Origin of the sequence: Citrobacter werkmanii (assembly GCF_008693645.1) — a bacterium.
Taxonomy (GTDB): Bacteria; Pseudomonadota; Gammaproteobacteria; order Enterobacterales; family Enterobacteriaceae; genus Citrobacter; species Citrobacter werkmanii.
On the sequence record NZ_CP044101.1, the window covers coordinates 1,236,710 to 1,258,603 of the forward strand.

Annotated in this window: 23 protein-coding genes; 11 read left to right on the forward strand and 12 right to left on the reverse strand. The window is 49.5% G+C overall.

The genetic code is table 11. The features are described 5' to 3' along the window. Positions 1 to 82 precede the first annotated feature (82 nt). Together lpcA and FOB24_RS06530 are read left to right on the forward strand one after the other, a co-directional pair. On the forward strand, positions 83 to 664 hold the full coding sequence (gene lpcA, locus FOB24_RS06525) for a D-sedoheptulose 7-phosphate isomerase (RefSeq protein ID WP_016149592.1): 582 nt from the start codon (positions 83 to 85) through the stop codon (positions 662 to 664). Positions 665 to 775: 111 nt separating this feature from the next. Continuing rightward, positions 776 to 1,543, forward strand: coding sequence for a class II glutamine amidotransferase (locus tag FOB24_RS06530; protein ID WP_038637544.1), 768 nt, complete (start codon positions 776 to 778; stop codon positions 1,541 to 1,543). On the opposite strand, the gene dpaA is transcribed toward FOB24_RS06530, so the two are convergent. Beyond that, positions 1,514 to 2,254, reverse strand: a complete 741-nt coding sequence (dpaA, locus tag FOB24_RS06535; RefSeq protein WP_038637546.1) for a peptidoglycan meso-diaminopimelic acid protein amidase — start codon at positions 2,252 to 2,254, stop codon at positions 1,514 to 1,516. The two genes, FOB24_RS06530 and dpaA, sit on opposite strands and share 30 nt — an antisense overlap. A gap of 349 nt (positions 2,255 to 2,603) precedes the next feature. Here dpaA and FOB24_RS06540 point away from each other — a divergent pair, with 349 nt between their 5' ends. Further along, positions 2,604 to 3,365 carry a C40 family peptidase gene (locus FOB24_RS06540; protein WP_121528619.1) on the forward strand — a complete coding sequence of 254 codons (762 nt, stop codon included), beginning with the start codon at positions 2,604 to 2,606 and terminating at the stop codon, positions 3,363 to 3,365. Positions 3,366 to 3,401: 36 nt separating this feature from the next. Here FOB24_RS06540 and FOB24_RS06545 read toward each other — a convergent pair whose 3' ends face one another. Genes FOB24_RS06545 through FOB24_RS06575 form a run of 7 tightly spaced genes read right to left on the reverse strand, consistent with a single transcriptional unit; the run spans position 3,402 to position 9,659 of the window. Then, positions 3,402 to 5,495, reverse strand: coding sequence for a flagellar biosynthesis protein FlhA (locus FOB24_RS06545; protein WP_150344681.1), 2,094 nt, complete (start codon positions 5,493 to 5,495; stop codon positions 3,402 to 3,404). Then, a complete protein-coding gene (gene flhB / locus FOB24_RS06550) occupies positions 5,479 to 6,618 on the reverse strand; it encodes a flagellar biosynthesis protein FlhB (protein ID WP_137346863.1) in 1,140 nt (379 codons plus the stop codon). The genes FOB24_RS06545 and flhB overlap by 17 nt, the downstream gene beginning before the upstream one ends. Next, positions 6,608 to 7,390, reverse strand: coding sequence for a flagellar biosynthetic protein FliR (locus FOB24_RS06555; RefSeq protein ID WP_038637559.1), 783 nt, complete (start codon positions 7,388 to 7,390; stop codon positions 6,608 to 6,610). Before FOB24_RS06555 ends, flhB begins: the two co-directional genes overlap by 11 nt. A 1-nt stretch (position 7,391) precedes the next feature. Continuing rightward, the gene (locus tag FOB24_RS06560) at positions 7,392 to 7,664 is read right to left on the reverse strand and encodes a flagellar biosynthetic protein FliQ (protein WP_038637561.1); all 273 of its coding nucleotides are present in this window, start codon (positions 7,662 to 7,664) and stop codon (positions 7,392 to 7,394) included. Positions 7,665 to 7,676: 12 nt separating this feature from the next. Beyond that, positions 7,677 to 8,435 carry a flagellar type III secretion system pore protein FliP gene (gene fliP / locus FOB24_RS06565; protein ID WP_038637565.1) on the reverse strand — a complete coding sequence of 253 codons (759 nt, stop codon included), beginning with the start codon at positions 8,433 to 8,435 and terminating at the stop codon, positions 7,677 to 7,679. Continuing rightward, the gene (locus tag FOB24_RS06570) at positions 8,432 to 8,803 is read right to left on the reverse strand and encodes a FliM/FliN family flagellar motor switch protein (protein WP_003838856.1); all 372 of its coding nucleotides are present in this window, start codon (positions 8,801 to 8,803) and stop codon (positions 8,432 to 8,434) included. The genes fliP and FOB24_RS06570 overlap by 4 nt, the downstream gene beginning before the upstream one ends. Beyond that, positions 8,796 to 9,659: a FliM/FliN family flagellar motor switch protein gene (locus FOB24_RS06575; RefSeq protein WP_150344682.1), complete on the reverse strand. Its 864-nt coding sequence runs from the start codon at positions 9,657 to 9,659 to the stop codon at positions 8,796 to 8,798. The genes FOB24_RS06570 and FOB24_RS06575 overlap by 8 nt, the downstream gene beginning before the upstream one ends. A 594-nt stretch (positions 9,660 to 10,253) precedes the next feature. On the opposite strand from FOB24_RS06575, the gene FOB24_RS06580 reads away from it, so the two are divergent. Genes FOB24_RS06580 through FOB24_RS06615 form a run of 8 tightly spaced genes read left to right on the forward strand, consistent with a single transcriptional unit; the run spans position 10,254 to position 17,204 of the window. Further along, a complete protein-coding gene (locus tag FOB24_RS06580) occupies positions 10,254 to 11,240 on the forward strand; it encodes a sigma-54 interaction domain-containing protein (RefSeq protein ID WP_137346865.1) in 987 nt (328 codons plus the stop codon). A gap of 47 nt (positions 11,241 to 11,287) precedes the next feature. Beyond that, the gene (locus FOB24_RS06585) at positions 11,288 to 11,641 is read left to right on the forward strand and encodes a flagellar hook-basal body complex protein FliE (protein ID WP_150344683.1); all 354 of its coding nucleotides are present in this window, start codon (positions 11,288 to 11,290) and stop codon (positions 11,639 to 11,641) included. A gap of 4 nt (positions 11,642 to 11,645) precedes the next feature. Beyond that, on the forward strand, positions 11,646 to 13,325 hold the full coding sequence (gene fliF / locus FOB24_RS06590) for a flagellar basal-body MS-ring/collar protein FliF (protein WP_069323853.1): 1,680 nt from the start codon (positions 11,646 to 11,648) through the stop codon (positions 13,323 to 13,325). After that, positions 13,303 to 14,319, forward strand: coding sequence for a flagellar motor switch protein FliG (locus tag FOB24_RS06595; RefSeq protein WP_038637583.1), 1,017 nt, complete (start codon positions 13,303 to 13,305; stop codon positions 14,317 to 14,319). The genes fliF and FOB24_RS06595 overlap by 23 nt, the downstream gene beginning before the upstream one ends. Positions 14,320 to 14,322: 3 nt before the next feature. Continuing rightward, positions 14,323 to 15,033, forward strand: coding sequence for a flagellar assembly protein FliH (gene fliH, locus FOB24_RS06600; protein ID WP_038637585.1), 711 nt, complete (start codon positions 14,323 to 14,325; stop codon positions 15,031 to 15,033). Beyond that, the gene (fliI, locus tag FOB24_RS06605; RefSeq protein WP_038637588.1) at positions 15,026 to 16,366 is read left to right on the forward strand and encodes a flagellar protein export ATPase FliI; all 1,341 of its coding nucleotides are present in this window, start codon (positions 15,026 to 15,028) and stop codon (positions 16,364 to 16,366) included. Before fliH ends, fliI begins: the two co-directional genes overlap by 8 nt. A gap of 2 nt (positions 16,367 to 16,368) precedes the next feature. Next, complete coding sequence (gene fliJ, locus FOB24_RS06610) at positions 16,369 to 16,812, forward strand: flagellar export protein FliJ (RefSeq protein ID WP_150344684.1); 444 nt, start codon at positions 16,369 to 16,371, stop codon at positions 16,810 to 16,812. Beyond that, positions 16,809 to 17,204, forward strand: coding sequence for an adenylyltransferase/cytidyltransferase family protein (locus FOB24_RS06615; protein WP_038637597.1), 396 nt, complete (start codon positions 16,809 to 16,811; stop codon positions 17,202 to 17,204). The genes fliJ and FOB24_RS06615 overlap by 4 nt, the downstream gene beginning before the upstream one ends. A gap of 17 nt (positions 17,205 to 17,221) precedes the next feature. Here the strand turns inward: FOB24_RS06615 and FOB24_RS06620 are convergent, their stop codons facing one another. From FOB24_RS06620 to FOB24_RS06635, 4 genes are read right to left on the reverse strand one after another with little or no spacing between them, the layout of a single operon-like run. Beyond that, positions 17,222 to 18,424 carry a sulfatase-like hydrolase/transferase gene (locus tag FOB24_RS06620; protein WP_150344685.1) on the reverse strand — a complete coding sequence of 401 codons (1,203 nt, stop codon included), beginning with the start codon at positions 18,422 to 18,424 and terminating at the stop codon, positions 17,222 to 17,224. Between the two features lies 1 nt (position 18,425). Then, positions 18,426 to 19,694 (reverse strand): ATP-grasp domain-containing protein, encoded by a 1,269-nt coding sequence (locus FOB24_RS06625; RefSeq protein ID WP_150344686.1) that lies wholly within the window; start codon positions 19,692 to 19,694, stop codon positions 18,426 to 18,428. Further along, complete coding sequence (locus tag FOB24_RS06630; RefSeq protein ID WP_087856491.1) at positions 19,691 to 20,806, reverse strand: DegT/DnrJ/EryC1/StrS family aminotransferase; 1,116 nt, start codon at positions 20,804 to 20,806, stop codon at positions 19,691 to 19,693. The genes FOB24_RS06625 and FOB24_RS06630 overlap by 4 nt, the downstream gene beginning before the upstream one ends. Then, a complete protein-coding gene (locus tag FOB24_RS06635) occupies positions 20,803 to 21,879 on the reverse strand; it encodes a glycosyltransferase family 2 protein (protein ID WP_150344687.1) in 1,077 nt (358 codons plus the stop codon). The genes FOB24_RS06630 and FOB24_RS06635 overlap by 4 nt, the downstream gene beginning before the upstream one ends. Between the last annotated feature and the right edge of the window lie 15 nt (positions 21,880 to 21,894).

Sequence of the window (21,894 nt, forward strand, 5' to 3'; positions counted from 1 at the left end):
TCCTGTGGCTTGTACTTCTCGCTGGTAGCGCTATCCGGTACACTGCATCCTGTCATTTACATTCATGCTGAAGGATATCCTCATGTACCAGGATCTTATTCGTAACGAACTGAGCGAAGCGGCGGAAACGCTGGCTAATTTTCTTAAAGATGACGCCAATATTCACGCCATTCAGCGCGCGGCGGTCCTGTTGGCAGACAGCTTTAAAGCCGGTGGTAAGGTACTTTCTTGCGGTAACGGCGGTTCCCATTGCGATGCGATGCACTTCGCCGAAGAGCTGACCGGGCGCTATCGTGAAAACCGCCCAGGTTATCCGGCTATCGCTATCTCTGACGTTAGCCACATCTCCTGCGTCAGCAACGATTTCGGTTACGATTATGTGTTCTCCCGTTACGTTGAAGCCGTGGGACGCGAGGGCGATGTCCTGTTAGGCATCTCTACTTCGGGTAACTCTGGTAACGTGATTAAAGCGATTGCCGCAGCGCGTGAGAAGGGGATGAAAGTCATCACCCTGACCGGTAAAGATGGCGGCAAGATGGCGGGCAGCGCGGATATCGAAATTCGTGTGCCGCACTTTGGCTACGCTGATCGTATTCAGGAAATTCATATCAAAGTGATCCATATCCTGATTCAACTGATCGAAAAAGAGATGGTTAAATCATAAGAAGGCGATTGCCGGATGGCGGCTGAAGCCTTATCCGGCCTACATGAGCTCCACGTAGGCCTGATAAGCGCAGCGCCATCAGGCAGTTCACGGTTTTAAGGTAGGTGATGTATGTGCGAACTGCTCGGGATGAGCGCCAATGTGCCAACCGATATCTGCTTTAGCTTCACCGGGCTGGTTCAGCGCGGCGGAGGGACCGGGCCGCACAAAGACGGCTGGGGTATTACGTTTTATGAGGGTAAGGGTTGCCGTACGTTTAAAGATCCGCAACCCAGCTTTAATTCGCCTATCGCCAAACTGGTACAAGACTATCCCATCAAATCCTGTTCCGTGATTGCCCACATTCGTCAGGCGAATCGTGGGGAAGTGGCGCTGGAAAATACCCATCCATTTACCCGTGAACTATGGGGACGTAACTGGACGTATGCCCATAACGGACAGCTCAGCGGTTATAAATCGCTGGAGACCGGTAATTTCCGCCCGGTCGGTGAAACTGACAGCGAAAAAGCCTTCTGCTGGCTGCTGCACAAGCTGACAGAGCGTTATCCACGCACGCCAGGTAATATGACAGCGGTGTTTAAATATATCGCGGTGCTGGCAGGAGAACTGCGGGAGAAGGGCGTCTTCAACATGCTGTTGTCTGACGGTCGTTATGTGATGGCTTTCTGCTCGACCAACCTGTTTTGGATCACACGTCGAGCGCCATTTGGCGTAGCGACGCTGCTGGATCAGGATGTGGAAATTGATTTTAGCTCAGAGACCACACCCAATGATGTGGTCACCGTGATTGCCACTCAGCCGTTAACCGGCAATGAAACCTGGCAAAAGATTATGCCAGGCGAATGGGCATTATTTTGTCTCGGGGAGCGAGTAGTTTGATGCCAGCTGCGGTTGAACGACTTCGTGACTCAACGGCTTGCTGATAACGTAACGGCCATCGACGACGGAAACGGTCGGTGGCTTCCGCGTTTGTTCAAAGTAATCGTATCCTGGCTTTAACTGGGCCCAGAAATCTTTGTAATACGAGAACTTATGGCGCTGCATGTTGGCATCGGTCATGCGGAACGGGTAAATGCTAACCTGTACGCTGGATTGCCCGAACACCAGAGCGCCGGTGACAAACTGGAAAATCTCATCAATACCGTTGTCGGTCATCGCATAGCAGCCGACGGAAACGCAGGCGCCGTGGATCATCAGGTATTTACCTTCATAACCGTGTGCACGGTCGTAGGCGTTAGGGAAACCGATGTTAATCGCTTTATAGAAGCGGCTATCCGGTTTGAGCTGTCCGCGTTGTACGCTGTAAAAACCTTCCGGGCTTTTGAAATCACCCTGACGCTGTTTCGGCCCTAAACCGCCGGAATAATTGCAGATCTTATAACTGTCGAGCAATTGATACTGTTCGCCCATCTTGACGTACAGATCGAGCGTTCGCTCTTCTTTGAAGATCTGGATATAGACAGGGGAGCCCATCAACTGCTGCTTATATTCTTTGCTGACAGGCGTGGTCGGGCTGCTGCTGCTCAGCAAACCAGCAAATGAAACGCACGGCAATAAAAGCATCGCAAGAAAAAATGCGATTTTACGCATACTGCTTATTCCTTGATAAAACGATTACACACGCCAGGACGGCAAAAAGAGTCCCCAAATCGGATAAATCTGGATCTGGAGCGCTCACATTAGCACCAAGAGAGTTTTTCGCAAGTCTCTCGTGCGGCGTTTACACTTTAGTTTTTCTTTATACGAAAAATTGCGCTTAAAGGCTGTCAGACACGGGCCTATTTTGCTGACCACCCCTCTGCATTTCGTCTTATTAATAAAGAATGCCTAATGTGTTGAATTTAAAATATTAATTATTTAATAATCGAATATTAAACAGGAATGACGGGCAATAGCGCTAGACTGCGGCGAACGTGTTTGACCAGGTATTCTTCTTTTCATGCTTTTTGTCTCTGCACCCCGTTGCTTCTTGCCGGGCCTGTTGTCTTTGTGTGTTGTGCTGTCATTACCGTCTGTCGCCAAAGTTCAGCCCCACTTATCTGACGCCCAGTTAAGCTATGCGGCGCAATTACGTATGCGTAACCGCGCCCGGCTACTGAAACTGTATCACGCACAGGTAAAAAAACAGGCAAGCTACGTCGTGGAAGGCAACGCAGAAAGTAAACGCGCGCTGCGCCAGCAGAACCGGGCGCTGATTAAACAGCACCCTGAGTGGTTCCCGGGCCCGCTAAAAGCCAGCGATCATCGCTGGCAGGAACTGGCTGAGAATGACCATTTTCTCAGTAGCGATCATCTGCACAATATCACCGAAGTGGCTATTCACCGACTTGAGCAACAGCTAGGTAAACCCTATTTGTGGGGAGGCACCAGTCCGGATGAAGGGTTTGACTGTAGCGGGCTGATTTTTTATGCCTACAACAAAATCCTGGCGGCAAAATTGCCCCGTACGGCGAATGAAATGTATCACTACCGACGGGCAACGATTGTCTCTAACCGCGATCTTCGCCGTGGTGATTTAGTGTTCTTTCATATTCACAGCCGGGATATTGCCGATCATATGGGCGTCTATTTGGGGCAGGGGCAATTTATTGAATCACCGCGGACGGGAGAAACCATTCGGGTAAGCAATTTATCCGATGACTTCTGGCAGGATCATTATCTTGGCGCCCGTCGTATTCTTACGGAAAATACGATTCTGTAATCAAAAGGCGGTGCAATCACACCGCCTCGCCAGGCGTTAACTCAACGCCCCCATGATCTTTAATTCCAGCTCATCCGGAACTTCGTTATAAGACAACACCTGTAGGCCCGGGGCAAACAGGCGCGCATAGCGCGCGAGCAGAGGACGTAACTGCGGCGCGACCAATAGCACTGGCTCTTTCCCCGCCGCTTTCATCTGCTCTTTTATCTGCGGCATATTGGTCTGAAACTGATTCAGCATATTGGGATCGACCGGCACGCTATCCAGCACCACTTTTCCACTTTGCTGAGCCTGATTCACCACATTCGCCAGCAGATTCTCCAGGTCACTATTCAGCGTATATACCGCCAGCTCATCTTTACGCACAAACGGATGGGTAATGCTGCGACGTAGCGCCAGACGCACATCCGCCGTTAACAGAATATGATCTTTGGTCACAGCGCTACTGGCGACCAGTACGGTGGCTATGGTGACGATATCGCGCAATGACACGCCTTCGATAAGCAGCGCCCGGTACACTTTCAACAGTTGGCTGTAATTCAGCGCTGCGCTCAAATCTTCCGCCAGACGCGGCGCCATAGAAGAGAGACGGTTATGCAACTGCGTAATGTCATCGTAATTAAACAGCTCTGGAATATAGTTGCGAATGATCTTATTCACATGCGTCGCAATAACGCTGGCGCTATCGATAACCTGATACCCCATATTTAACGCTTTAGCTTTTTGCGCCGGAACAATCCAGGTGACCGGCATACCGTAGGCCGGATCGTGGCCTAAAACACCGTCGATCTCGCCATAGGTTTCACTGGAGGGCAGCGCCATCAGCTTATCTGCGGGAATGTCGGCCTCATCGGCCTTGATCCCATTGATAAAAATCGCGTACTGGGTCGGTTTGAGGCGGAAGTTTTCGCGAATGCGAATTTCCGGTAACAACACGCCGTTGCTGTCTGAGATCACCTGCCGCACACCGCGAATACGCTGAGTGAGCGGATTCCCTTTGGATTTATCGACCAACGACACCAGCTTGTATCCCAGACTCAGGCTGATAGGTTCAATTAAAGGGATGGTTTCCCAACTGACCTGCTGCTCGGTGGTTTCTGCGATGGTTTTGGTCAGCGTTTCGAGATTTTTCTCTTCGGTCTCCGCAACCTTGGGGCGCTTGCTCATGCGCCAGGCGGTGAATCCCAGCAGGGCGCTGAAAATCAGGAAGGGGAAATGCGGCATCCCCGGCACCACAGCCAACACAAACATAATGCTGGTGGCGGTATACAGCACCGAGGGGCTGGCCAGTAGTTGGCTACGCACGTCTGTGGCAATATCGCCGCTGTCGCTTACGCGAGTGACGATGATCGCTGCCGCTGTCGACAACAGCAGAGAAGGGAGCTGGGCGACCAGACCGTCACCGATGGTCATCAGTACGTATTGCTGGAATGCGGCTTCGGCGCTTAAATCGTATTTAAAGATCCCGATACAGACGCCGCCGATCAGGTTGATAGCCAGGATCATCATCCCGGCGATGGCATCGCCGCGCACAAACTTTGACGCACCATCCATCGCGCCATAGAAATCCGCTTCGCCCGCCACGTCTTTACGTCGCGCTTGCGCCTGCGCCTGATTAATCAGTCCTGCATTCAGATCGGCGTCGATCGCCATCTGCTTACCGGGCATGGCGTCAAGCGTAAAACGAGCAGAAACTTCGGAGATACGCTCCGCGCCTTTGGTCACCACGATAAAGTTAATGATCATCAGAATGATGAACACCACGAAACCAACGACAAAGTTACCGCCGATCACCACCTGACCGAAGGACTCAATCACCTTACCGGCAGCGCCTGCGCCCATGTGACCGTGCAGTAATACCACGCGCGTTGACGCCACGTTCAGCGTCAATCGCATCAGGGTGGTGATCAGCAGAATGGTCGGGAACAAGCTGAATTCGAGCGGGCGTTTTGCAGAAACGGCCACTAACAGCACCATTACCGCCAGCACGATGTTAAAGGTGAACAGAATATCCAGCAGGGCCGGTGGTAACGGCAGGATCACCATGGCCAGGATACACAGTATAACCAGCGGAATGCCGATGTTACCGTTACGCAGCAGCGCCAGGAATTGTTTAGTTGTTTTCGGCATCCAGTTTAAGAACCTCTTTTGGAATGGAAATATGTCTGTTCAGCGAAGGACGTGCTTGTGAACCGTCACGCCAGTGCTTCATTTGCAGTACATAGGTCAGGACGTGTGCAATCGCCCGATACAGTTGAAATGGGATCTGTTGATTCACCTGGGTGGTGTAATAAACGGAGCGTGCCAGCTTAGGAAACTCAACGACTTCAATATTGCTTTCTGCCGCTACCTGCCGGATATACAGCGCGATTTCATCGGTGCCTTTGGCAACCACGAAAGGCGCGGCGGCGCGTGACTGGTCGTATTGTAGCGCCACGGCATAGTGGGTTGGGTTGGTGATTACCACATCGGCTTTTGGCACAACTTTACGAATTTGCCCCATCGCCATTTGCCGTTGCAGGCGACGAATTCTGGCCTTAACCTCGGGTTTACCTTCCTGATTTTTATACTCTTCCTTCACTTCCTGTTTCGTCATTTTCAGCCCTTTGGTGAACATTTTTTTCGCCAGAGGGACATCGATCAACGCAAAGAAAACAAACAGGATGACAAAGTTGCGCATGATGCTGCTGTACAGCGCCAGACCATCGCTGACGGCCTGTTTGAAATGAAGCTCTTGTAAGCCGAGAAATTCGGCAACGTTATTGCGTACGCTGATCCATAGCATCACCAGCAGCACTATCGCTTTGAGCGTCATCTTGCCGGTATCCACCAGATGGTCGGTGGAAAACAGGCGACCAATCCCTTTGATCGGGCTTAATTTGCTAAAGTCCGGCAATATTTTTTTCGGCAGGAATAGCCAGCCTCCCGGAACCAGTGAGGCAAATAGCGCGGCAACCGGCATGGGTAACAGCGTCAGGATGAATTTCCCCAGAATCAGCAGATGGTGTTCAAGGAACTGACCGATGATGTCCGGGTCATTAATGTTCTGCGCGTACTGATGCACGCTGGTAAAGCTTTCGCGCACGAAATCTTCGTACCAGGGAAAGCTGCTGGAGATCACCATAAATGCGGCAAACAGACTGGCGGCAAGCCCCATATCTTTTGAACGCGGTATTTGTCCCTCTTGTCTGGCCTTGCGAAGTTTTTGCGCCGAGGGTTTTTCTGTTTTTTCTTCGCTACTGCTATCCGCCATAGTGTCCCTTCAACGCGTCAAGCTGCTGTAAGACGAAATTCGCCAGGTGCAAATAGTGGTCGGGCAGGTTGTAAAGCAGGGTTGCAAAGCAGAACAGACCCGCCAGCATGTTGATGGGAAAACCTAATGAGTACAGGTTGAGCGGTGGTGCAATACGGTTTAGCAGACCAAAGCAGCCCTGAACAATCAGCATGATAAAGGTCGTCGGCAGCGCCAGCAGCGTGGCGGCGGCGAATACCCAGCCCAGCGCCAGAGAAATCGTGCGCAGAGATTGCGGATGCAACGCATTGCCAATCGGCCAGTAAGTAAAGCCTTTAAATAAAATACTCACCAGCAGCAGATGCCCGTCCATGGCAAAAAACAGTATCACCGCGTAGATGTTGATCATTTCCGCCAGCACCGTCGTTGACGCGCCGCTGCTGGGGTCGTTCATCACCGCCATGCTCATCCCCATATTAAAAGAGAGGATTTGGCCCGCCAGTTGTAGCGCTAAAAATAAAAACTGCAGCATCAGGCCGAAAAGCATTCCCCACAGAAACTGCTCTGCGGTCAAAATAATGCTGTTGATCGACAGCAGGCTGGTGGGTACCGGGTGGGGGATAAGCGGCGTAATGATAAAGGCCAACGCCAGGGACAAAATAATGCGTATACGTATAGTCAGCGCGGCATTATCCAGTACCGGCGCGTAGTGAATAAACGCCATAATGCGCACGAAGGGAAACCACATGCCCAGTATCAGATTACTTAACTGTGTAATATCTGTTTCGCGCATGTCAGTGCACCAGAATGGCGGCCTGAGAGAACAGATGCACGCAGAGATCGCTCAACTGGACGATCATCCATTTTCCGCAAATACCCAATACCGCGAGGGTGACGATCAGCCTGGGTAAAAAACTAAGCGTTTGTTCGTTAATCTGCGTCACAGCCTGAAAAATGCTGACCAACATACCGACCAGCAGGCTGGGAACGACTAACACGCAGACTAAAATGATCACGACTTTTATACCGCTGGCGACGATGTCTGCGGCTACATCAATGGTTAGCATGTCAGCTCTCCGTTAGCCCAGTCCCAGACCGCGAATGCTGGAGGTCAGCGTACCAACGGTCAGCGCCCAGCCATCAATAAGCACAAACAGCATCAGCTTAAAGGGCAGCGAAACGATCAGCGGTGACAGCATCATCATCCCCATCGCCATCAGTACGCTGGCGACGATCAGATCGATCACGAGGAACGGAATGTAAATCATAAAACCTATCTGGAAGGCGGTTTTGAGTTCGCTTAGCACATAGGCGGGAACGATAATAGAAAGATCCTGATCGACTGCATTCCCTTTCGCGTTGGCGATCGTCATTATCTGCGCAATTGCTTTTTTATTGGTTTGCGCCAACATAAAACGTTTCAATGGCGAAGCGGCTGTACTCAGGGCGTCGGGGAGCGTGATTTGATCGTTTTCAAAAGGGACTACGGCATGATCGTAAATGTTGATCCAGATTGGGCGCATCACCAGCATGGTTAACGACAGGGCAATGCCAATCAGTATGCGGTTCGGCGGCGTTTGCTGCAGCCCTAATGCCTGACGCAGCAGGGAAAGAACAATAATAAAACGGGTAAAACAGGTCATCATCAGCACCAGGGTAGGCAGAATACCCACCAGGGTCATCAGGATCAGGACCTGGATTTTTACGCTGTATTCCTGGCTATTTCCGTGTGAAACCACATTCAGCAACGGGATATCTCCCCCTTGCGCGCAGGCAAAGGGAGAAAGGATGAGTAACGAGATACCCAGTAAGAGCGTGAGTGTTGGCGCGCGTTTCATGGTGCCAGGTCGTTAATTTCATGCGTGTTGAATTCAAGGACGCGCAGGCCATATTTTTCGTTGACCACAACCACTTCAGCCTTACCTAGCAGGATATTATTGACCTTAATATCCAGCGGTTCACCGGCGAGTTTATCCATCTCGATGACGGTGTCATCATCAATGTTTAGCAGATCGGCCAGCATCACCTCCACGGAGGAGACTTCCAGCGTTAGCGTGACTGGAATACGTTTGAGTAATGACATCGACTCGGAAAAACGGTCTTCTAAACGCGCTACCAGCTTTTCAGTGACAGACGGCGCGGGTGGCGTAGTTGCTTCGGGGGCTAACTCGAAGCCTTGCTCTAAAATATCTTCTGGCTTACTCATAGGATTTCTCCGTCTTGCTCGTTAATTCGGACAAAAACAGTTTGTCTTTATCCTCTACGATCAGGGCATTAAATAATTCGGATTTCCCGATATAAACAGGGAAAGTATCAGGCATCGCAATCGGTAAAATATCGCCGGGTTTAATCGTCGTCAGGTCGGCAACATTCAGAGGAATTTCTGCAATCTTCACGTTCATGGTTAGCGGCAGCGTATGAATGATTTCTTTGATCAGCGTTTTTTTACGCGTTTCAGCGCTGGCTTTATCAATCTGCTTTTTTTTCTCTCCATGCTCGCTACGGCGAATCAAATTCAGAATATAATCGGTATGCGAATCGTCCAGTAAGATGCGGAAACTGCAATTCTCATCATCACCTAATACAAATGTAAGCTGATAAGCCCAGTGGGTTTGTATGGTGCTGCTGTCGGGTTTGAGCGTCAGTGGAATACCAGATATATTTTTATTAAAAATGATATTGCAAATATCCTGCGCCAGTCTGCTTCGCAAGCGGATTTCCGTTTTGGTTGGTAAATCATCCTGCGACTTCTCGTCGGCGAGAGATGATGCCAGACCATAAAAGTTACCTAATAACATTAACAATAATGCGCGGTCGATATCAAAGGCCAGATGCCCAACCTGAGAAACTAATAACTCCGCACTTTTATTGATAACATCCATCTCACACTGTATTTTTTTTAGTGTTATATTTGTGCGGTGTTTTTTCAGGAAATAGTTTCCAAGATGTGATTCAATTGTATCAAAACTTCCCGTAAACATAGTCGGCAGACGATGATATGGACGTCCAAGCCGGTTTCCTTCAAGTTTAAAGATTCCGGGCGTTTGACTATATTTCAGCATGGTACGCTTTCTCAGCTGTAATTTCTGGGGCGGATGAGTTGATATCAAATCCCGCGGTTATCAAAGAAAATACAAATCCATTTAATTTATTACTCATCCTTGACGCTATTCTCATAGTGTTGAAGTCCATTAGATATGAAATGCAGTACCTGGGCTCTTCACTGATCCAGGGCTGGATATTAGATATTTTACCCCTCCCTTCTGCAAGTTATTAATGGTGATGAACTATAATTAAAAAATAATTAATTACATATCCGTGATGTTGCCCGCCTACAGTCTGTTGCTGCGTAGGGTTATCTTGTTGTCTGTTTTTCATGCGGATTTTCTTGTAGTTGATTGTTTTTCAAGGAATAATATTTTTATTATCTTTTAATTTAAGATTGTTAATGATACCGGTGATAGTATTTTTTTTAGGAAAAACCCTATTTGAAAATAGTCTCCGATAGGGCTGCCCTGTGAAAGGGCGGTAAAACATGAGCAAGGATGGGATTAAGACATGGCACGGGTGATATCTATTATTCGATGATTGTGCTTTGGAATGATTTGTATATTTCTCGTAACGGATGTTAACTTTACTTCTAAGTGTAAATAATCATGTTTGAACTTATTGCCGAAGCAGTCTCCAGCATTAACGTTTTTTCAATGGCAAGACGTATTGCTGCTTTTAATGTTCCAGTACTTATCCATGGCGAAACCGGTACGGGTAAAGAATGTATCGCCAAATTTATCCACTCGATTGCATTTGCACAGGAGGCGTCGGCGCCTTATATCGGTGTGAATTGCGCTGCTATTCCTGAAAATATGCTGGAAGCCACGCTCTTTGGTTATGATAAAGGGGCGTTTACCGGGGCAGTGGCCACCGTACCGGGAAAGATGGAATTAGCTAATAACGGTACATTGTTGCTGGATGAGATCGGTGATATGCCGTTGGCGCTACAGGCCAAGATACTGCGCGTATTACAGGAACAACAGGTTGAGCGTTTAGGCAGTAACCGTCTCATCAAATTAAATTTTCGTTTAATTGCCTGCACCAATAAAAACCTTGAAGAAGAGGTTGCGGCAGGACGCTTCAGAGAAGATCTCTATTATCGCATGTCAGTGATTCCGTTGACGATGCCGCCCTTGCGCGAGCGTATGGAAGATATTATCCCATTGGCGGAATCCTTTATTAAAAAATACTCCACGGTGCTGGTAAAAAATATCAAGCTTTCTGAATCGTCACGCCGGGCATTACTCAGCTATGCGTGGCCGGGTAACGTACGCCAACTGGAGAACGCGATTCAACGAGGAATGATCCTTAATCGTGATGGCGTTATTTATCCAGATACGTTAGGTCTGCCATCTATTGAGTCCGATTCCTGGAGCGAGCCGCAATGGCAACCTAAACCCAGCGCGCAAATCACCACCAGCGCCAATCTGGGCCAGCATGGTCGTAGCGCGCAGTATCAATATATCGCTGACCTGATGCGCAAATATCAGGGTAATAAAACCAAAATCGCTGATTTATTAGGAATCACCCCACGTGCGCTTCGTTATCGTCTGGCATCAATGCGAAAACAGGGAATAGAGATCTTTTCCTGAATCAGTCTGTGGTACCGAGAACGCTTTTCTAATTTTAAGAGTAGGTCATGAGCATAAATACGATAGCCCCAGCCAGTACGATGCAGACGCAAATGATGCAGGACATGCAGCAGATGAACGCGGTCGCGCAAGCGCCCGTCCTTTCACCGATGCAGGTTAACGCCCAGCAGGCATCATCTCCGGTTTCGTTCGACCGCGTTATGCAAGGGGCGCTGAATCATGTTGATCGGTTCCAGCAGGTTGCGGAACAAAAACAAACGGCCATTGAGATGGGGAAAAGCGACGACCTGGCGGGGGCGATGATCGCCAGCCAGCAGGCATCGTTATCGTTTTCCGCGCTGGTGCAGGTACGCAATAAAGTCGCTTCCGGATTCAATGACCTGATGAGCATGTCAGTCTAACGCTATGAATGAACTAATAAAAAAAGTTACTCAGTTTTTACCATCCTTCTCTTTCAGGCTGGATGGTAATAAACGTCTGGCGTTACTGGCAGCAGCGGCTGTTGCGGCTACCGCCATTATTGTCAGCGTGCTATGGAATGGCAACCACGGCTATGTTTCGCTGTACGGTAGCCAGGAGAATATCCCGGTTTCGCAGATCGTCACCGTGCTGGATGGTGAAAAGCTGGAATACCGGATCGATCCGCAAAGCGGACAAATTCTGGTTCCGGAAGAGGACTTGTCCAAAACGCGAATGACGCTGGCGGCGAAAGGCGTTCAGGCCATGCTGCCCAGCGGCTATGAACTGATGGATAAAGATGAAGTGCTGGGCGCCAGTCAGTTTGTGCAAAACGTTCGCTACAAGCGGAGTCTGGAAGGCGAACTGGCGCAGAGCATCATGACGCTGGACGCCGTCGAGAGCGCCCGAGTGCATCTGGCGCTGAATGAAGAGAGTTCCTTTGTCGTCAGCGACGAACCGCAAAACAGCGCCTCGGTGGTGGTGCGTCTGCATTATGGCAGCAAGCTGGATCTGGACCAGGTGAATGCTATCGTGCACCTGGTGTCCGGCAGCGTGCCTGATTTGAAAGCTTCGCAGGTCAGCGTTGTCGACCAGGCGGGGAATTTATTGTCCGACGGTATTGGCGCGGGTGAAGCGGTTTCTGCGGCGACGCGTAAGCGCGACCAGATCCTCAAAGATATTCAGGATAAGACCCGCGCCAGCCTCGCAAATGTTCTCGACTCGCTGGTCGGCACTGGCAACTACCGGGTGAGCGTGATGCCGGATCTCGATCTGAGCAATATCGACGAAACCCAGGAGCATTACGGCGACACGCCAAAAGTTAACCGTGAAGAGACGGTACTCGATAGCGATACCAGCCAAATCGCCATGGGGATCCCCGGCTCGCTGAGTAATCGTCCTCCAGTGGCGGCAAATCAAGTGACGAATGGCGCCAATGGAAGCGCGCCAGAGGAATCTAACCAGCCCGCTGCGTTGTCAAAGCATAGCGAGAACAAACGCGACTACTCCTGGGACCGTAGCGTTGAACATATCCAGCATCCCGGTTTCGACATTAAACGTTTAAATGTGGCTGTGGTACTTAACCAGAGCGCGCCTGCGTTGAAGAACTGGAAACCGGAGCAAACCACGCAATTGACGGCGCTGTTGAATAACGCCGCCGGGATTGATGCCAGGCGTGGCGACAATCTGTCTTTATCGCTGCTTAATTTTGTGCCGCAGTCGATCCCCGTCGAGCCGGTGGTCCCCTTTTGGAAGGATGACGACATTCTGGCCTGGGTGCGTCTGATTGGCTGCGGTCTGTTGGCTCTGCTGTTGCTGCTGTTTGTTGTTCGCCCGGTCATGAAACGGTTGACCGCCGAACGTCGCCGGACGTCGGCGCCAGAGCTGGCGCTGGACGCCGCACCGATCGCGATTCCTGCGGACAAACCCCATTTTGCGGCCGCTGAAGATGAACGTAAAAATATCGAACTGCCTTCTTTCCCTGGTGACGATAGCCTGCCTTCGCAGAGCTCCGGTCTGGAAGTGAAGCTGGAGTTCCTGCAAAAACTGGCGATGAGCGACACCGATCGCGTAGCTGAAGTTCTCAGACAATGGATTACCAGCAATGAGCGAATTGACAATAAATAACGGCAGCAACAATAGCTATCTGGAACAGGCCGCAATTTTATTGCTGTGTCTGGGCGAGGAGGCGGCAGCCACGGTGATGCAAAAACTCAGCCGCGAAGAGGTGGTTCGCCTGAGTGAAAACATGGCGCGTCTGTCTGGGGTAAAAACCAGCATAGCTAAAAAAGTGATCAATAACTTTTTTGATGAATTCCGCGAACAAAGCGGTATCAACGGCGCATCGCGTTCCATGCTGCAAGGGATCCTCAATAAAGCGCTGGGCACAGAAATCGCCAGCAGCGTGATCAACGGTATTTATGGCGATGAGATCCGTTCGCGGATGGCGCGTTTACAGTGGGTGGAGCCGCGCCAGTTGGCGATACTGATCTCAGAAGAGCATTTGCAGCTACAGGCCGTATTTCTTGCCTTCCTGACGCCAGAAATCTCGGCCACGGTACTGTCTTACATGAATGAGTCAGTGCAAAACGAGATCCTCTATCGCGTAGCTAAACTGAACGATGTGAACAGGGACGTGGTGGATGAGCTGGATCGTTTGATCGAGCGTGGGCTGTCGGTGCTTTCTGAACATGGCTCGAAAGTGAAAGGGATCAAGCAGGCTGCGGATATCGTGAACCGCTTCCAGGGAAATCAACAGGTGATTCTCGATCAGCTGCGCGAACGCGATGAAAATGTGCTCGAACAGTTGCAGGATGAAATGTACGACTTCTTTATTCTGAGCCGCCAAACTGACGAAGTGCGTCGTCGTCTGCTGGACGAAGTACCGATGGAAGATTGGGCGGTGGCGCTGAAAGGTACTGAAGCGCTGTTACGCCGTTCGATTTATGCCGTGATGCCTAAGCGTCAGGTACAACAACTGGAGGCGATAACCTCACGTCTTGGTCCGGTTCCGGTGAGCCGTATTGAGCAGATACGCCGTGAAATCATGGGAATTGCCCGCGAACTTGAGGAAGCGGGTGAAATACAGCTACAGCTGTTTGCTGAACAGACGGCGGAGTAACCTATGGCGATTGAAACCATTCGTGGTCGTTACCGGCTGCATCGTTTTCCTCCTCGCCAGCGCCATCTACAGGCTGAACAGCTCACGCCGGGGATTACTCCGGCGGATTATCAGCGCCAACTGATGGACGGCTTCCAGGAAGGGCTGCAAAAAGGTTTTGAGCAGGGGATGACCGAAGGCCAGGAGCAGGGTTTTCAGGAAGGTCATCAGAAGGGGCACGATGAAGGTCGTCGTCAGGGATACACTGAAGGCAGCCTGGCCGGACAGCAGGAAGGGCGCAAGCAGTTTGAACGCGCCGCCCAGCCGCTGGAGGCTATCTCCGGCAAAGTGAATGACTATCTGGCGCACGTCCAGCGTAAACAGCGGGAAGACCTGTTGCAGCTGGTTGAAAAGGTGACCCGCCAGGTGATTCGCTGTGAGCTGGCGCTGCAACCGACGCAGCTATTATCGCTGGTCGAAGAGGCAATTTCGGCCTTTCCGGCGATGCCTGAGTCGCTACAGGTGCTGCTAAGTAACGAAGAATTTAACCGCATCAAAGATGTCGCGCCTGAGAAGGTCACTGCCTGGGGACTGACTCCCTCTCCCGATCTACAGGCGGGCGAGTGTCGGGTGATTACCGATAAATCCGAGCTGGATATTGGCTGCGAGCATCGCCTCGAGCAATGTATGTCGGCTCTTAAAGAGTCGCTGCTGCCGGAGCCGACGGGTGAGTGATCTTTCCAGCTTCGACAACGCGCTGCGTTCTATTGAGTCGATTCCTTTAGCCCGGGTTGCCGGGCGACTGGTTCGCGTGAACGGCATTTTGCTGGAGAGCGTGGGCTGCCCGTTGGTAACCGGCCAATTGTGCCGTGTTGAAAGCGCAAACCATACGCTGATCGACGCGCAGGCGGTGGGATTTAATCGTGATATCACCTACCTGATGCCCTTCAAACACCCCGTCGGACTGATGGCGGGGGCGCGCGTATTCCCCGAAGAAAAAGCCCAGGAGATCCTGATCAGCGAAAGCTGGCTGGGGCGGGTGGTCAATGGCCTGGGCGAACCGCTGGATGCTAAAGGCCGTCTGACCGGCAATGACGTGCTGCCACCTCAGGCGCCGTCTATCAACCCCCTTACGCGTCGGTCGGTGAACCAACCGCTGGATGTTGGTGTGAAAGCAATCAACGGGTTATTAACTATCGGCAAAGGCCAGCGCGTGGGGTTGATGGCTGGCAGCGGCGTGGGAAAAAGTGTGCTGCTGGGGATGATTACCCGCCAGACCAAGGCCGACATCGTGGTGGTGGGGTTAATTGGCGAGCGTGGCCGCGAGGTGAAAGAGTTTATCGATCACTCGCTGGGCGCGGAAGGGTTGGCAAAATCCATTATCGTGGCGGCTCCGGCGGATGAGTCGCCGTTGATGCGTTTGAAAGCCACCGAGCTGTGCCACTCTATCGCCGCCTGGTTTCGCGATCGTGGGCATCACGTTTTATTGCTGGTGGATTCGTTAACCCGTTATGCCATGGCGCAGCGCGAGATCGCGTTGTCATTGGGAGAACCTCCGGCGACGAAAGGCTATCCGCCCTCGGCGTTCGGTATGATCCCTAAGCTTGTGGAAAGCGCCGGCAACAGTGAAAGTGAAGGATCAATGACCGCCATTTACACGGTGCTGGCGGAAGGGGACGACCAACAGGATCCAATCGTTGACTGCGCGCGCGCGGTGTTGGATGGGCATATCGTACTGACCCGTAAGCTGGCGGAAGCCGGGCATTATCCAGCCATTGATATTGGGCAGTCGATCAGTCGATGCATGACCCAGGTTACGCCCTACGAGCATCAGCAATCGGCCCGTCTGCTGAAACAAAACTATGCCGCCTATATGGAAATTAAGCCGCTGATCCCGTTGGGGGGCTATGTTGCCGGAGCCGATCCCAGCGTTGATAAAGCCGTCAAAGTGTTCCCCGCCATTGAGCGTTTCCTGCGTCAGGAGGTAAGTGAACCCGCGTCACTTGAACTGGTGCAAAGTCGTTTACAGGCCCTTTTCCCCCAGGCAAAGAAAACGGAAGGTAAATAATCATGCGGCAAATTATTGATACCCTGGCGCAGTTGCAGCGTCTGCGGGATAAATCAGTCAAAGACATGACGGTCCAGTTGGCTAAACAGCAGCAGGTCTGTACCGGCTTTGACAATAACATCAAAGCGCTGGGTTACCTTATTCAAAAAACCGGCCCAGGCGTTGAGGCGCCTTCGGTTGAATCACTCAAAAACGTGACCGGATACAAAGGCACGCTACGCACGGTGATTGCCTGGCAGGAACAGGAAAAAACGCTGGCTAAAATCAAAGAGCAGCGTATTCAAAAAAATCTGGTCGCCGCGGCTTGTGAAGAGAAAATTGTCGCCATGACGTTGGCAGATAAGCGTTACGCGCTGAGCAATGAGGCGCAGGTAAAAGAGCAAAAAGCCGTAGATGAAATCGCCGCGCAATGTTGGCTAAGACAGAAGACGCTGGGACTGGTATGAAAACGATCATTACTTTCGGCACATTTGATGTTTTTCATATTGGACACCTGCGTATTCTTGAACGCGCCGGGCAGTTGGGTGAGCGGCTGATTGTCGGCGTCTCCTCAGATGCGCTAAATATGCATAAAAAAGGCCGGATGCCGGTTTATAGCCAAAGCGATCGCATGGGAATTGTTGCCGGGTTGAAATGCGTGGACAGCGTGTTTCTCGAAGAGTCGCTGGAGAAAAAAGCAGATTATATTCGCCAGTTTAACGCTGATACGCTGGTGATGGGCGATGACTGGGCCGGACGCTTTGATAGTTTGTCGTACCTGTGCGAAGTGGTCTATTTTCCCAGAACACCATCGATATCCACCACCTCGATTATTGAGGTGGTGAAGGGATACAAATAAAAAATTTGTGGACTGGGTTATTCTTCCGGTTTCATCTTGTTTTTATTTTTTATCCACACATCCAGCTGTAATTTCATATCATCAATATGTTGCACAATCAACGGTACCATGTCGGCTGAGAAAAAATGCTGCATATGCGGATGAATGCCGCCAGTACGTTGCCGATGTGCTTTATCAAGATCAAGGTAAGCTTCTCCTGATTTCTTATATTTAATTAAGGGTAATATATCAAAATGATTTGCCGGGTCAGCCTTCCATAAAAACATCTTTAGCTGATTATCGACCTTCATTAAGTGAAAGTGTTCGGAAGTGATGGCATACCCTTTCTTGAGTGGACTTCCGCCATGCTGACTTTTCTGTTGTGCAAATAGATTACGACTGTAACAAAAACGGCGTTGTGGCGTTAATGCGAAAGCTTGTTTTTCAATACCTTCAGCAGGCGTTAGATCAAGTAAGGTCAGTACTGTATTGTAGATATCGACCATACTGACCATATGGTTTAAATCAACGGCTTTCATGCCTGGACAGAAAATAAACGCTGGGGTATGAACTAATGGCGTGTAGGGTTCAATACCATGCGTATAACCGCCATTAAATCCGTGCCCCCAAAAGTCATCGCCATGATCGCCAAAGGCGATAATCATTGTATTATCAAGCTTTTTGTTTTCCATCAACATTTTAATGGTCTGACCGACCATTAAATCCATACTTTGGTAGCCACGCTGCCAGCGTTCGAGGCTGTTACTGCCCCCTCTTTTGATATCATCGTAATAACACAGATGACTACTGAGGTTCCACAGATAGAGCGCGAAGGGCTCCGGGCGGGAAATGACCTGCTGCATTTCAGCCTGCATTATTTTCGCGCTGTCATACCAATTAAAAGTATCCGTTTCACTCCAGATGGTATCCACATTTGCCCAGTTTTTGGGATACCCCATACCAGCAGCGGTGTATCCGTGCTGCTTTAAAACGTCGAAAAGCGCGGGGCCGTGACGATGGATGGAGATGTTTTCTTCGAGATGGGTGTTATGTTCTAACGTATTGTCATCACCATGCAAGAGATCGCTAAATGCCATCAGTGAGGAGGTGGCAGTAGAAATGAAATTATTAAGTCGTAGCGACTGGTTATAAATTTTATTCGTAAAAGGAAACCACTGGCGATTGTTAAAGATCGTGTGATTGAGACTTTCGAGATGCAAAAATATAATATTTTTCTTCATGTTATTCACATATTAATAGTTCGAGCATGCTGATGTCGAAGACAGGAAGTCCGGTGACCGAATTAACTTCCTGTCGTTCAGAGAAACTGTCGTCGATAAATATGGCGTCGGCCTCGTCAATATAATCACTTTTCTTATCGTTTTTACCTAAGTGGGTAATGGTGTCAAAGAAATTGTTAATCCGCCGATTCGCCAGTTCAGCATAAATGTCACCGGCATGACGCGTAATGAGATGAATTTTTATCCCGCGATTCAGACATTGGCAGAGAAAAGTGAAGACAGGCACGCAGAGTTTATCTTTGATGACGACGGTATCATCGTAGTCGATGTAGACATGTCGAAACGTGAAATTATGCGTATAGTGATTCGTTAAGCTACGTGTAATTTGCAGGTTTTTACTGAGCGGGTGCAATTTGACGTTTACCCGCATACTTTCGTACAACGTCAGCATGGCGAAATTAACGCCATTAGCACGATTAAGCGCCATTGTGCCTGCAATACGCGGCGCGACTTCCAGTAATGTCAAAGTACCTGAGGCAGAACGCTTCAACTGAAAAAACCATGCGCCGTAGAGCTGCAATTGCTGCGAAATAGCGCGAGCGTAAGCGTCCACTTCCGGCAGACTCACTAAGGTTGAGGTCATTGCAATACCGGCACGTATACGTGAGCGTATGCGAGGTTGGCAAAACAGTAATCCCTGAGCGCGATCGGAAAAACAATCAACCGTAAACTCTTCCCCACTTAAATATTCGCAAACAATCAGATCATCTCTTTCTGCCTGTAATGATGCCAGCATGGCTGGGGTATCAACACGCGCTGCTCCCTGCGCGCCCTGACCGCGATCTGGTTTAACAAAAACGGGCCATTGCTCTATCTCAGTAACGTCGTTAAAGATCTGCGGGGTGGGAATTGAATGTGTGAGAGCCTGATATGTTTTACTTTTAAAACGCGTAATCTGGCAGGTTTCTTGCGATGGGCAGAGTACCGTGGCGGAAAGCGCGCCCCGGTTTTCAGATAAGGCAAGAAGGGCTTCATCATGTGCCGGGAAAATGTAATCAATTTTTTCTTGCAGCACTAATGCCTGCAATGTGGGTAACCAATTGCAATGCGTAACGTCAGGTACGATATGGTACTCGCTGGTGTAATGTCGGGCATGGCTATCGTAATCCGCCCCGGCTAAAACCAGATTTACGTTTTTTTCGTATCGAAGAGACAGGTAAATTTCTCTGCCAATTTCGGTCCCTGCAGGGAAGATAAGTACATTGATCATGCTGTTATGAGCTCAATAATAGTGCTGAGTTCTTCGGGGGTCATATCAGGATAAATCGGCAGACACAGCACCTGTTCGGCGATTTGGTTCGCCACGGGCAGCGTCTCTTTATTGGCGCCAGACATGTTTTTGTACATGTTAAGATTCGACAGCAACGGGTAGAAATAACGCCGCGTTAAAATGTTATGTTTTTTGAGATGATCGTATAACGCATCTCGCGACATTTTATAGTCGGGGCGCACCAGGATTGGGAAATAACTGTAGTTACTCTTAAGATTGGCATTGCTGTCAGGAATAACGATCCCTTGCGTGTTGGCGAGTTGCTCTCGATAACAGCGATCGATTTTTTGGCGCCTGGCTATCGCCTCATCAATATAATTTAATTGCAAGAGACCAAAAGCCGACTGGATTTCATTCATTTTGCCATTGATGCCTGGCGCGACAACGGTTAATTCGTCAGCAATACCAAAGTTTTTCAGGTAATCGATCCGTTGTTTTGTTTTTTTATCGTAACTGACGATGGCGCCACCCTCAAAAGTATTGAACACTTTTGTTGCATGGAAGCTGAGGACCGAAAGATCGCCATGACGTAGAATGCTTCCGCCGCAATCTTCTACAGCAAAAGCATGTGCCGCATCATAAATGACGGGAATACCATAATTATTGGAAATTTTTTCTATTTCAGTGGTGTTACAGCTTTGGCCGTAGACATGCACCGGCATAATTAACCCTGTTTTCGGGGTAATGGCCGACTCAATCAGGTGCGGGTTGATATTAAAGCTGTGTGGTTCAATATCAACAAATACTGGCGTTAATTGGTTCCAGAGAATGCTATGAGTCGTGGCAACAAAAGAATAAGGGGTGGTAATGACCTCGCCTTTAATTCTCAGCGTTTGCATTGCGGCAATTAACGCGATAGTCGCATTACAAAACAGTGAGATATAAGGGACGTTCAAGTAAGACGCTAACCTTTCCTCTAACAGTTGATGCATGACGCCATTATTGGTTAACTGCTTACTTGACCAAATCTCTTGCAGATACGGCATAAACTCCTCGAGTGGAGGCAAGAAAGGTTTGGTGACCGTAATAATGTTATGATCTGCTTGTTTCATTGCTGAGGGTCCTGAGGGAATTTTTCACTAATCTGTTGATAGTGTTCTGGCAGTCTGGTTTTCAGACTGGTAAGGAGCGTGCTTCTGATCTTCTTATCAGTAATACTTTTTAACGCGGCAAAATATAATTGAGGTAATATTTCCAGGCGACTATCACAATAGATGATGGCCTGAACAATATGATATTGTGCTTTACTGACGTCTTTATGGTGAATGGCCACGATAAAACCCTGGAAATGTAGCAAGGGGTCGGTTGGCTGTTTATGCAACAGTTCGTCAATATCTTCTTTGATCAGCGTATGGTCGGGATGAGCATACTGCTTCCAGCGGCTGTTCATCGCGTCTACCCAGGCCTCTTCATGTTTCCACTGATTAAGGATCATCATGCGGTTTTGGTACATTAATTTGCTGTTATCTTTTCTGTACCAGGTGTTGTTGTCATGGCGACGGTAGTAAGCCACTAAACGTCGGGATGAAATAAAATGCCCCTGGCGGGAAAGTTTCAGAAACATATCCCAGTCTTCCTGTACCAGTTCAGGATCGGAGCGCTCTATCTTCAGATACGCCTCGCGGCGGATTAACGATCCGATATAAAGACTGAGATTGCCTGATACCAGAAGGTGATGAAAAACATCGCCATCAAGGAATATATCGCTGTAGGGAAAACGCGAGCCATCAGGCATGATGACCTCAATGGCGCTATAGCACATGACGCAATGTGGATTTTTCTCGAGAATATTAACCTGATGGGAGATTTTGGTGCGGACGATAAGATCATCCGAGTCGACGACAGCAATATATTTACCCGAGGCCATATTCATTGCCTCGATGATCGGTTTATCACCAATTTTATTTTTCTGCGAATAATAGTTAGTTTCGCGTAGGATCGTTTTGCAATTATATTTCCGTTGATATTTTTTAATGATATCAACAGACCGATCGGTAGACGCATCATCGACGATGATCACTTCGATATTTTTCCACGTCTGGTTAAAGACGCTATCCAGCGCCTCTTCAAGGAAAGCATCGTGATTATAACTGGTGACGATAATACTCACTAAAGGCGTTGGCATAGATTCATCTCTGGC

What these genes read in the sequence shown, in the direction of transcription:
- lpcA (WP_016149592.1), top strand. Translation starts at nt 83, where the DNA reads ATGTACCAGGATCTTATTCGTAACGAACTGAGCGAAGCGGCGGAAACG.
- FOB24_RS06530 (WP_038637544.1), top strand. Translation starts at nt 776, where the DNA reads ATGTGCGAACTGCTCGGGATGAGCGCCAATGTGCCAACCGATATCTGC.
- dpaA (WP_038637546.1), bottom strand. Translation starts at nt 2,254, where the DNA reads ATGCGTAAAATCGCATTTTTTCTTGCGATGCTTTTATTGCCGTGCGTT.
- FOB24_RS06540 (WP_121528619.1), top strand. Translation starts at nt 2,604, where the DNA reads ATGCTTTTTGTCTCTGCACCCCGTTGCTTCTTGCCGGGCCTGTTGTCT.
- FOB24_RS06545 (WP_150344681.1), bottom strand. Translation starts at nt 5,495, where the DNA reads ATGCCGAAAACAACTAAACAATTCCTGGCGCTGCTGCGTAACGGTAAC.
- flhB (WP_137346863.1), bottom strand. Translation starts at nt 6,618, where the DNA reads ATGGCGGATAGCAGTAGCGAAGAAAAAACAGAAAAACCCTCGGCGCAA.
- FOB24_RS06555 (WP_038637559.1), bottom strand. Translation starts at nt 7,390, where the DNA reads ATGCGCGAAACAGATATTACACAGTTAAGTAATCTGATACTGGGCATG.
- FOB24_RS06560 (WP_038637561.1), bottom strand. Translation starts at nt 7,664, where the DNA reads ATGCTAACCATTGATGTAGCCGCAGACATCGTCGCCAGCGGTATAAAA.
- fliP (WP_038637565.1), bottom strand. Translation starts at nt 8,435, where the DNA reads ATGAAACGCGCGCCAACACTCACGCTCTTACTGGGTATCTCGTTACTC.
- FOB24_RS06570 (WP_003838856.1), bottom strand. Translation starts at nt 8,803, where the DNA reads ATGAGTAAGCCAGAAGATATTTTAGAGCAAGGCTTCGAGTTAGCCCCC.
- FOB24_RS06575 (WP_150344682.1), bottom strand. Translation starts at nt 9,659, where the DNA reads ATGCTGAAATATAGTCAAACGCCCGGAATCTTTAAACTTGAAGGAAAC.
- FOB24_RS06580 (WP_137346865.1), top strand. Translation starts at nt 10,254, where the DNA reads ATGTTTGAACTTATTGCCGAAGCAGTCTCCAGCATTAACGTTTTTTCA.
- FOB24_RS06585 (WP_150344683.1), top strand. Translation starts at nt 11,288, where the DNA reads ATGAGCATAAATACGATAGCCCCAGCCAGTACGATGCAGACGCAAATG.
- fliF (WP_069323853.1), top strand. Translation starts at nt 11,646, where the DNA reads ATGAATGAACTAATAAAAAAAGTTACTCAGTTTTTACCATCCTTCTCT.
- FOB24_RS06595 (WP_038637583.1), top strand. Translation starts at nt 13,303, where the DNA reads ATGAGCGAATTGACAATAAATAACGGCAGCAACAATAGCTATCTGGAA.
- fliH (WP_038637585.1), top strand. Translation starts at nt 14,323, where the DNA reads ATGGCGATTGAAACCATTCGTGGTCGTTACCGGCTGCATCGTTTTCCT.
- fliJ (WP_150344684.1), top strand. Translation starts at nt 16,369, where the DNA reads ATGCGGCAAATTATTGATACCCTGGCGCAGTTGCAGCGTCTGCGGGAT.
- FOB24_RS06615 (WP_038637597.1), top strand. Translation starts at nt 16,809, where the DNA reads ATGAAAACGATCATTACTTTCGGCACATTTGATGTTTTTCATATTGGA.
- FOB24_RS06620 (WP_150344685.1), bottom strand. Translation starts at nt 18,424, where the DNA reads ATGAAGAAAAATATTATATTTTTGCATCTCGAAAGTCTCAATCACACG.
- FOB24_RS06625 (WP_150344686.1), bottom strand. Translation starts at nt 19,694, where the DNA reads ATGATCAATGTACTTATCTTCCCTGCAGGGACCGAAATTGGCAGAGAA.
- FOB24_RS06630 (WP_087856491.1), bottom strand. Translation starts at nt 20,806, where the DNA reads ATGAAACAAGCAGATCATAACATTATTACGGTCACCAAACCTTTCTTG.
- FOB24_RS06635 (WP_150344687.1), bottom strand. Translation starts at nt 21,879, where the DNA reads ATGCCAACGCCTTTAGTGAGTATTATCGTCACCAGTTATAATCACGAT.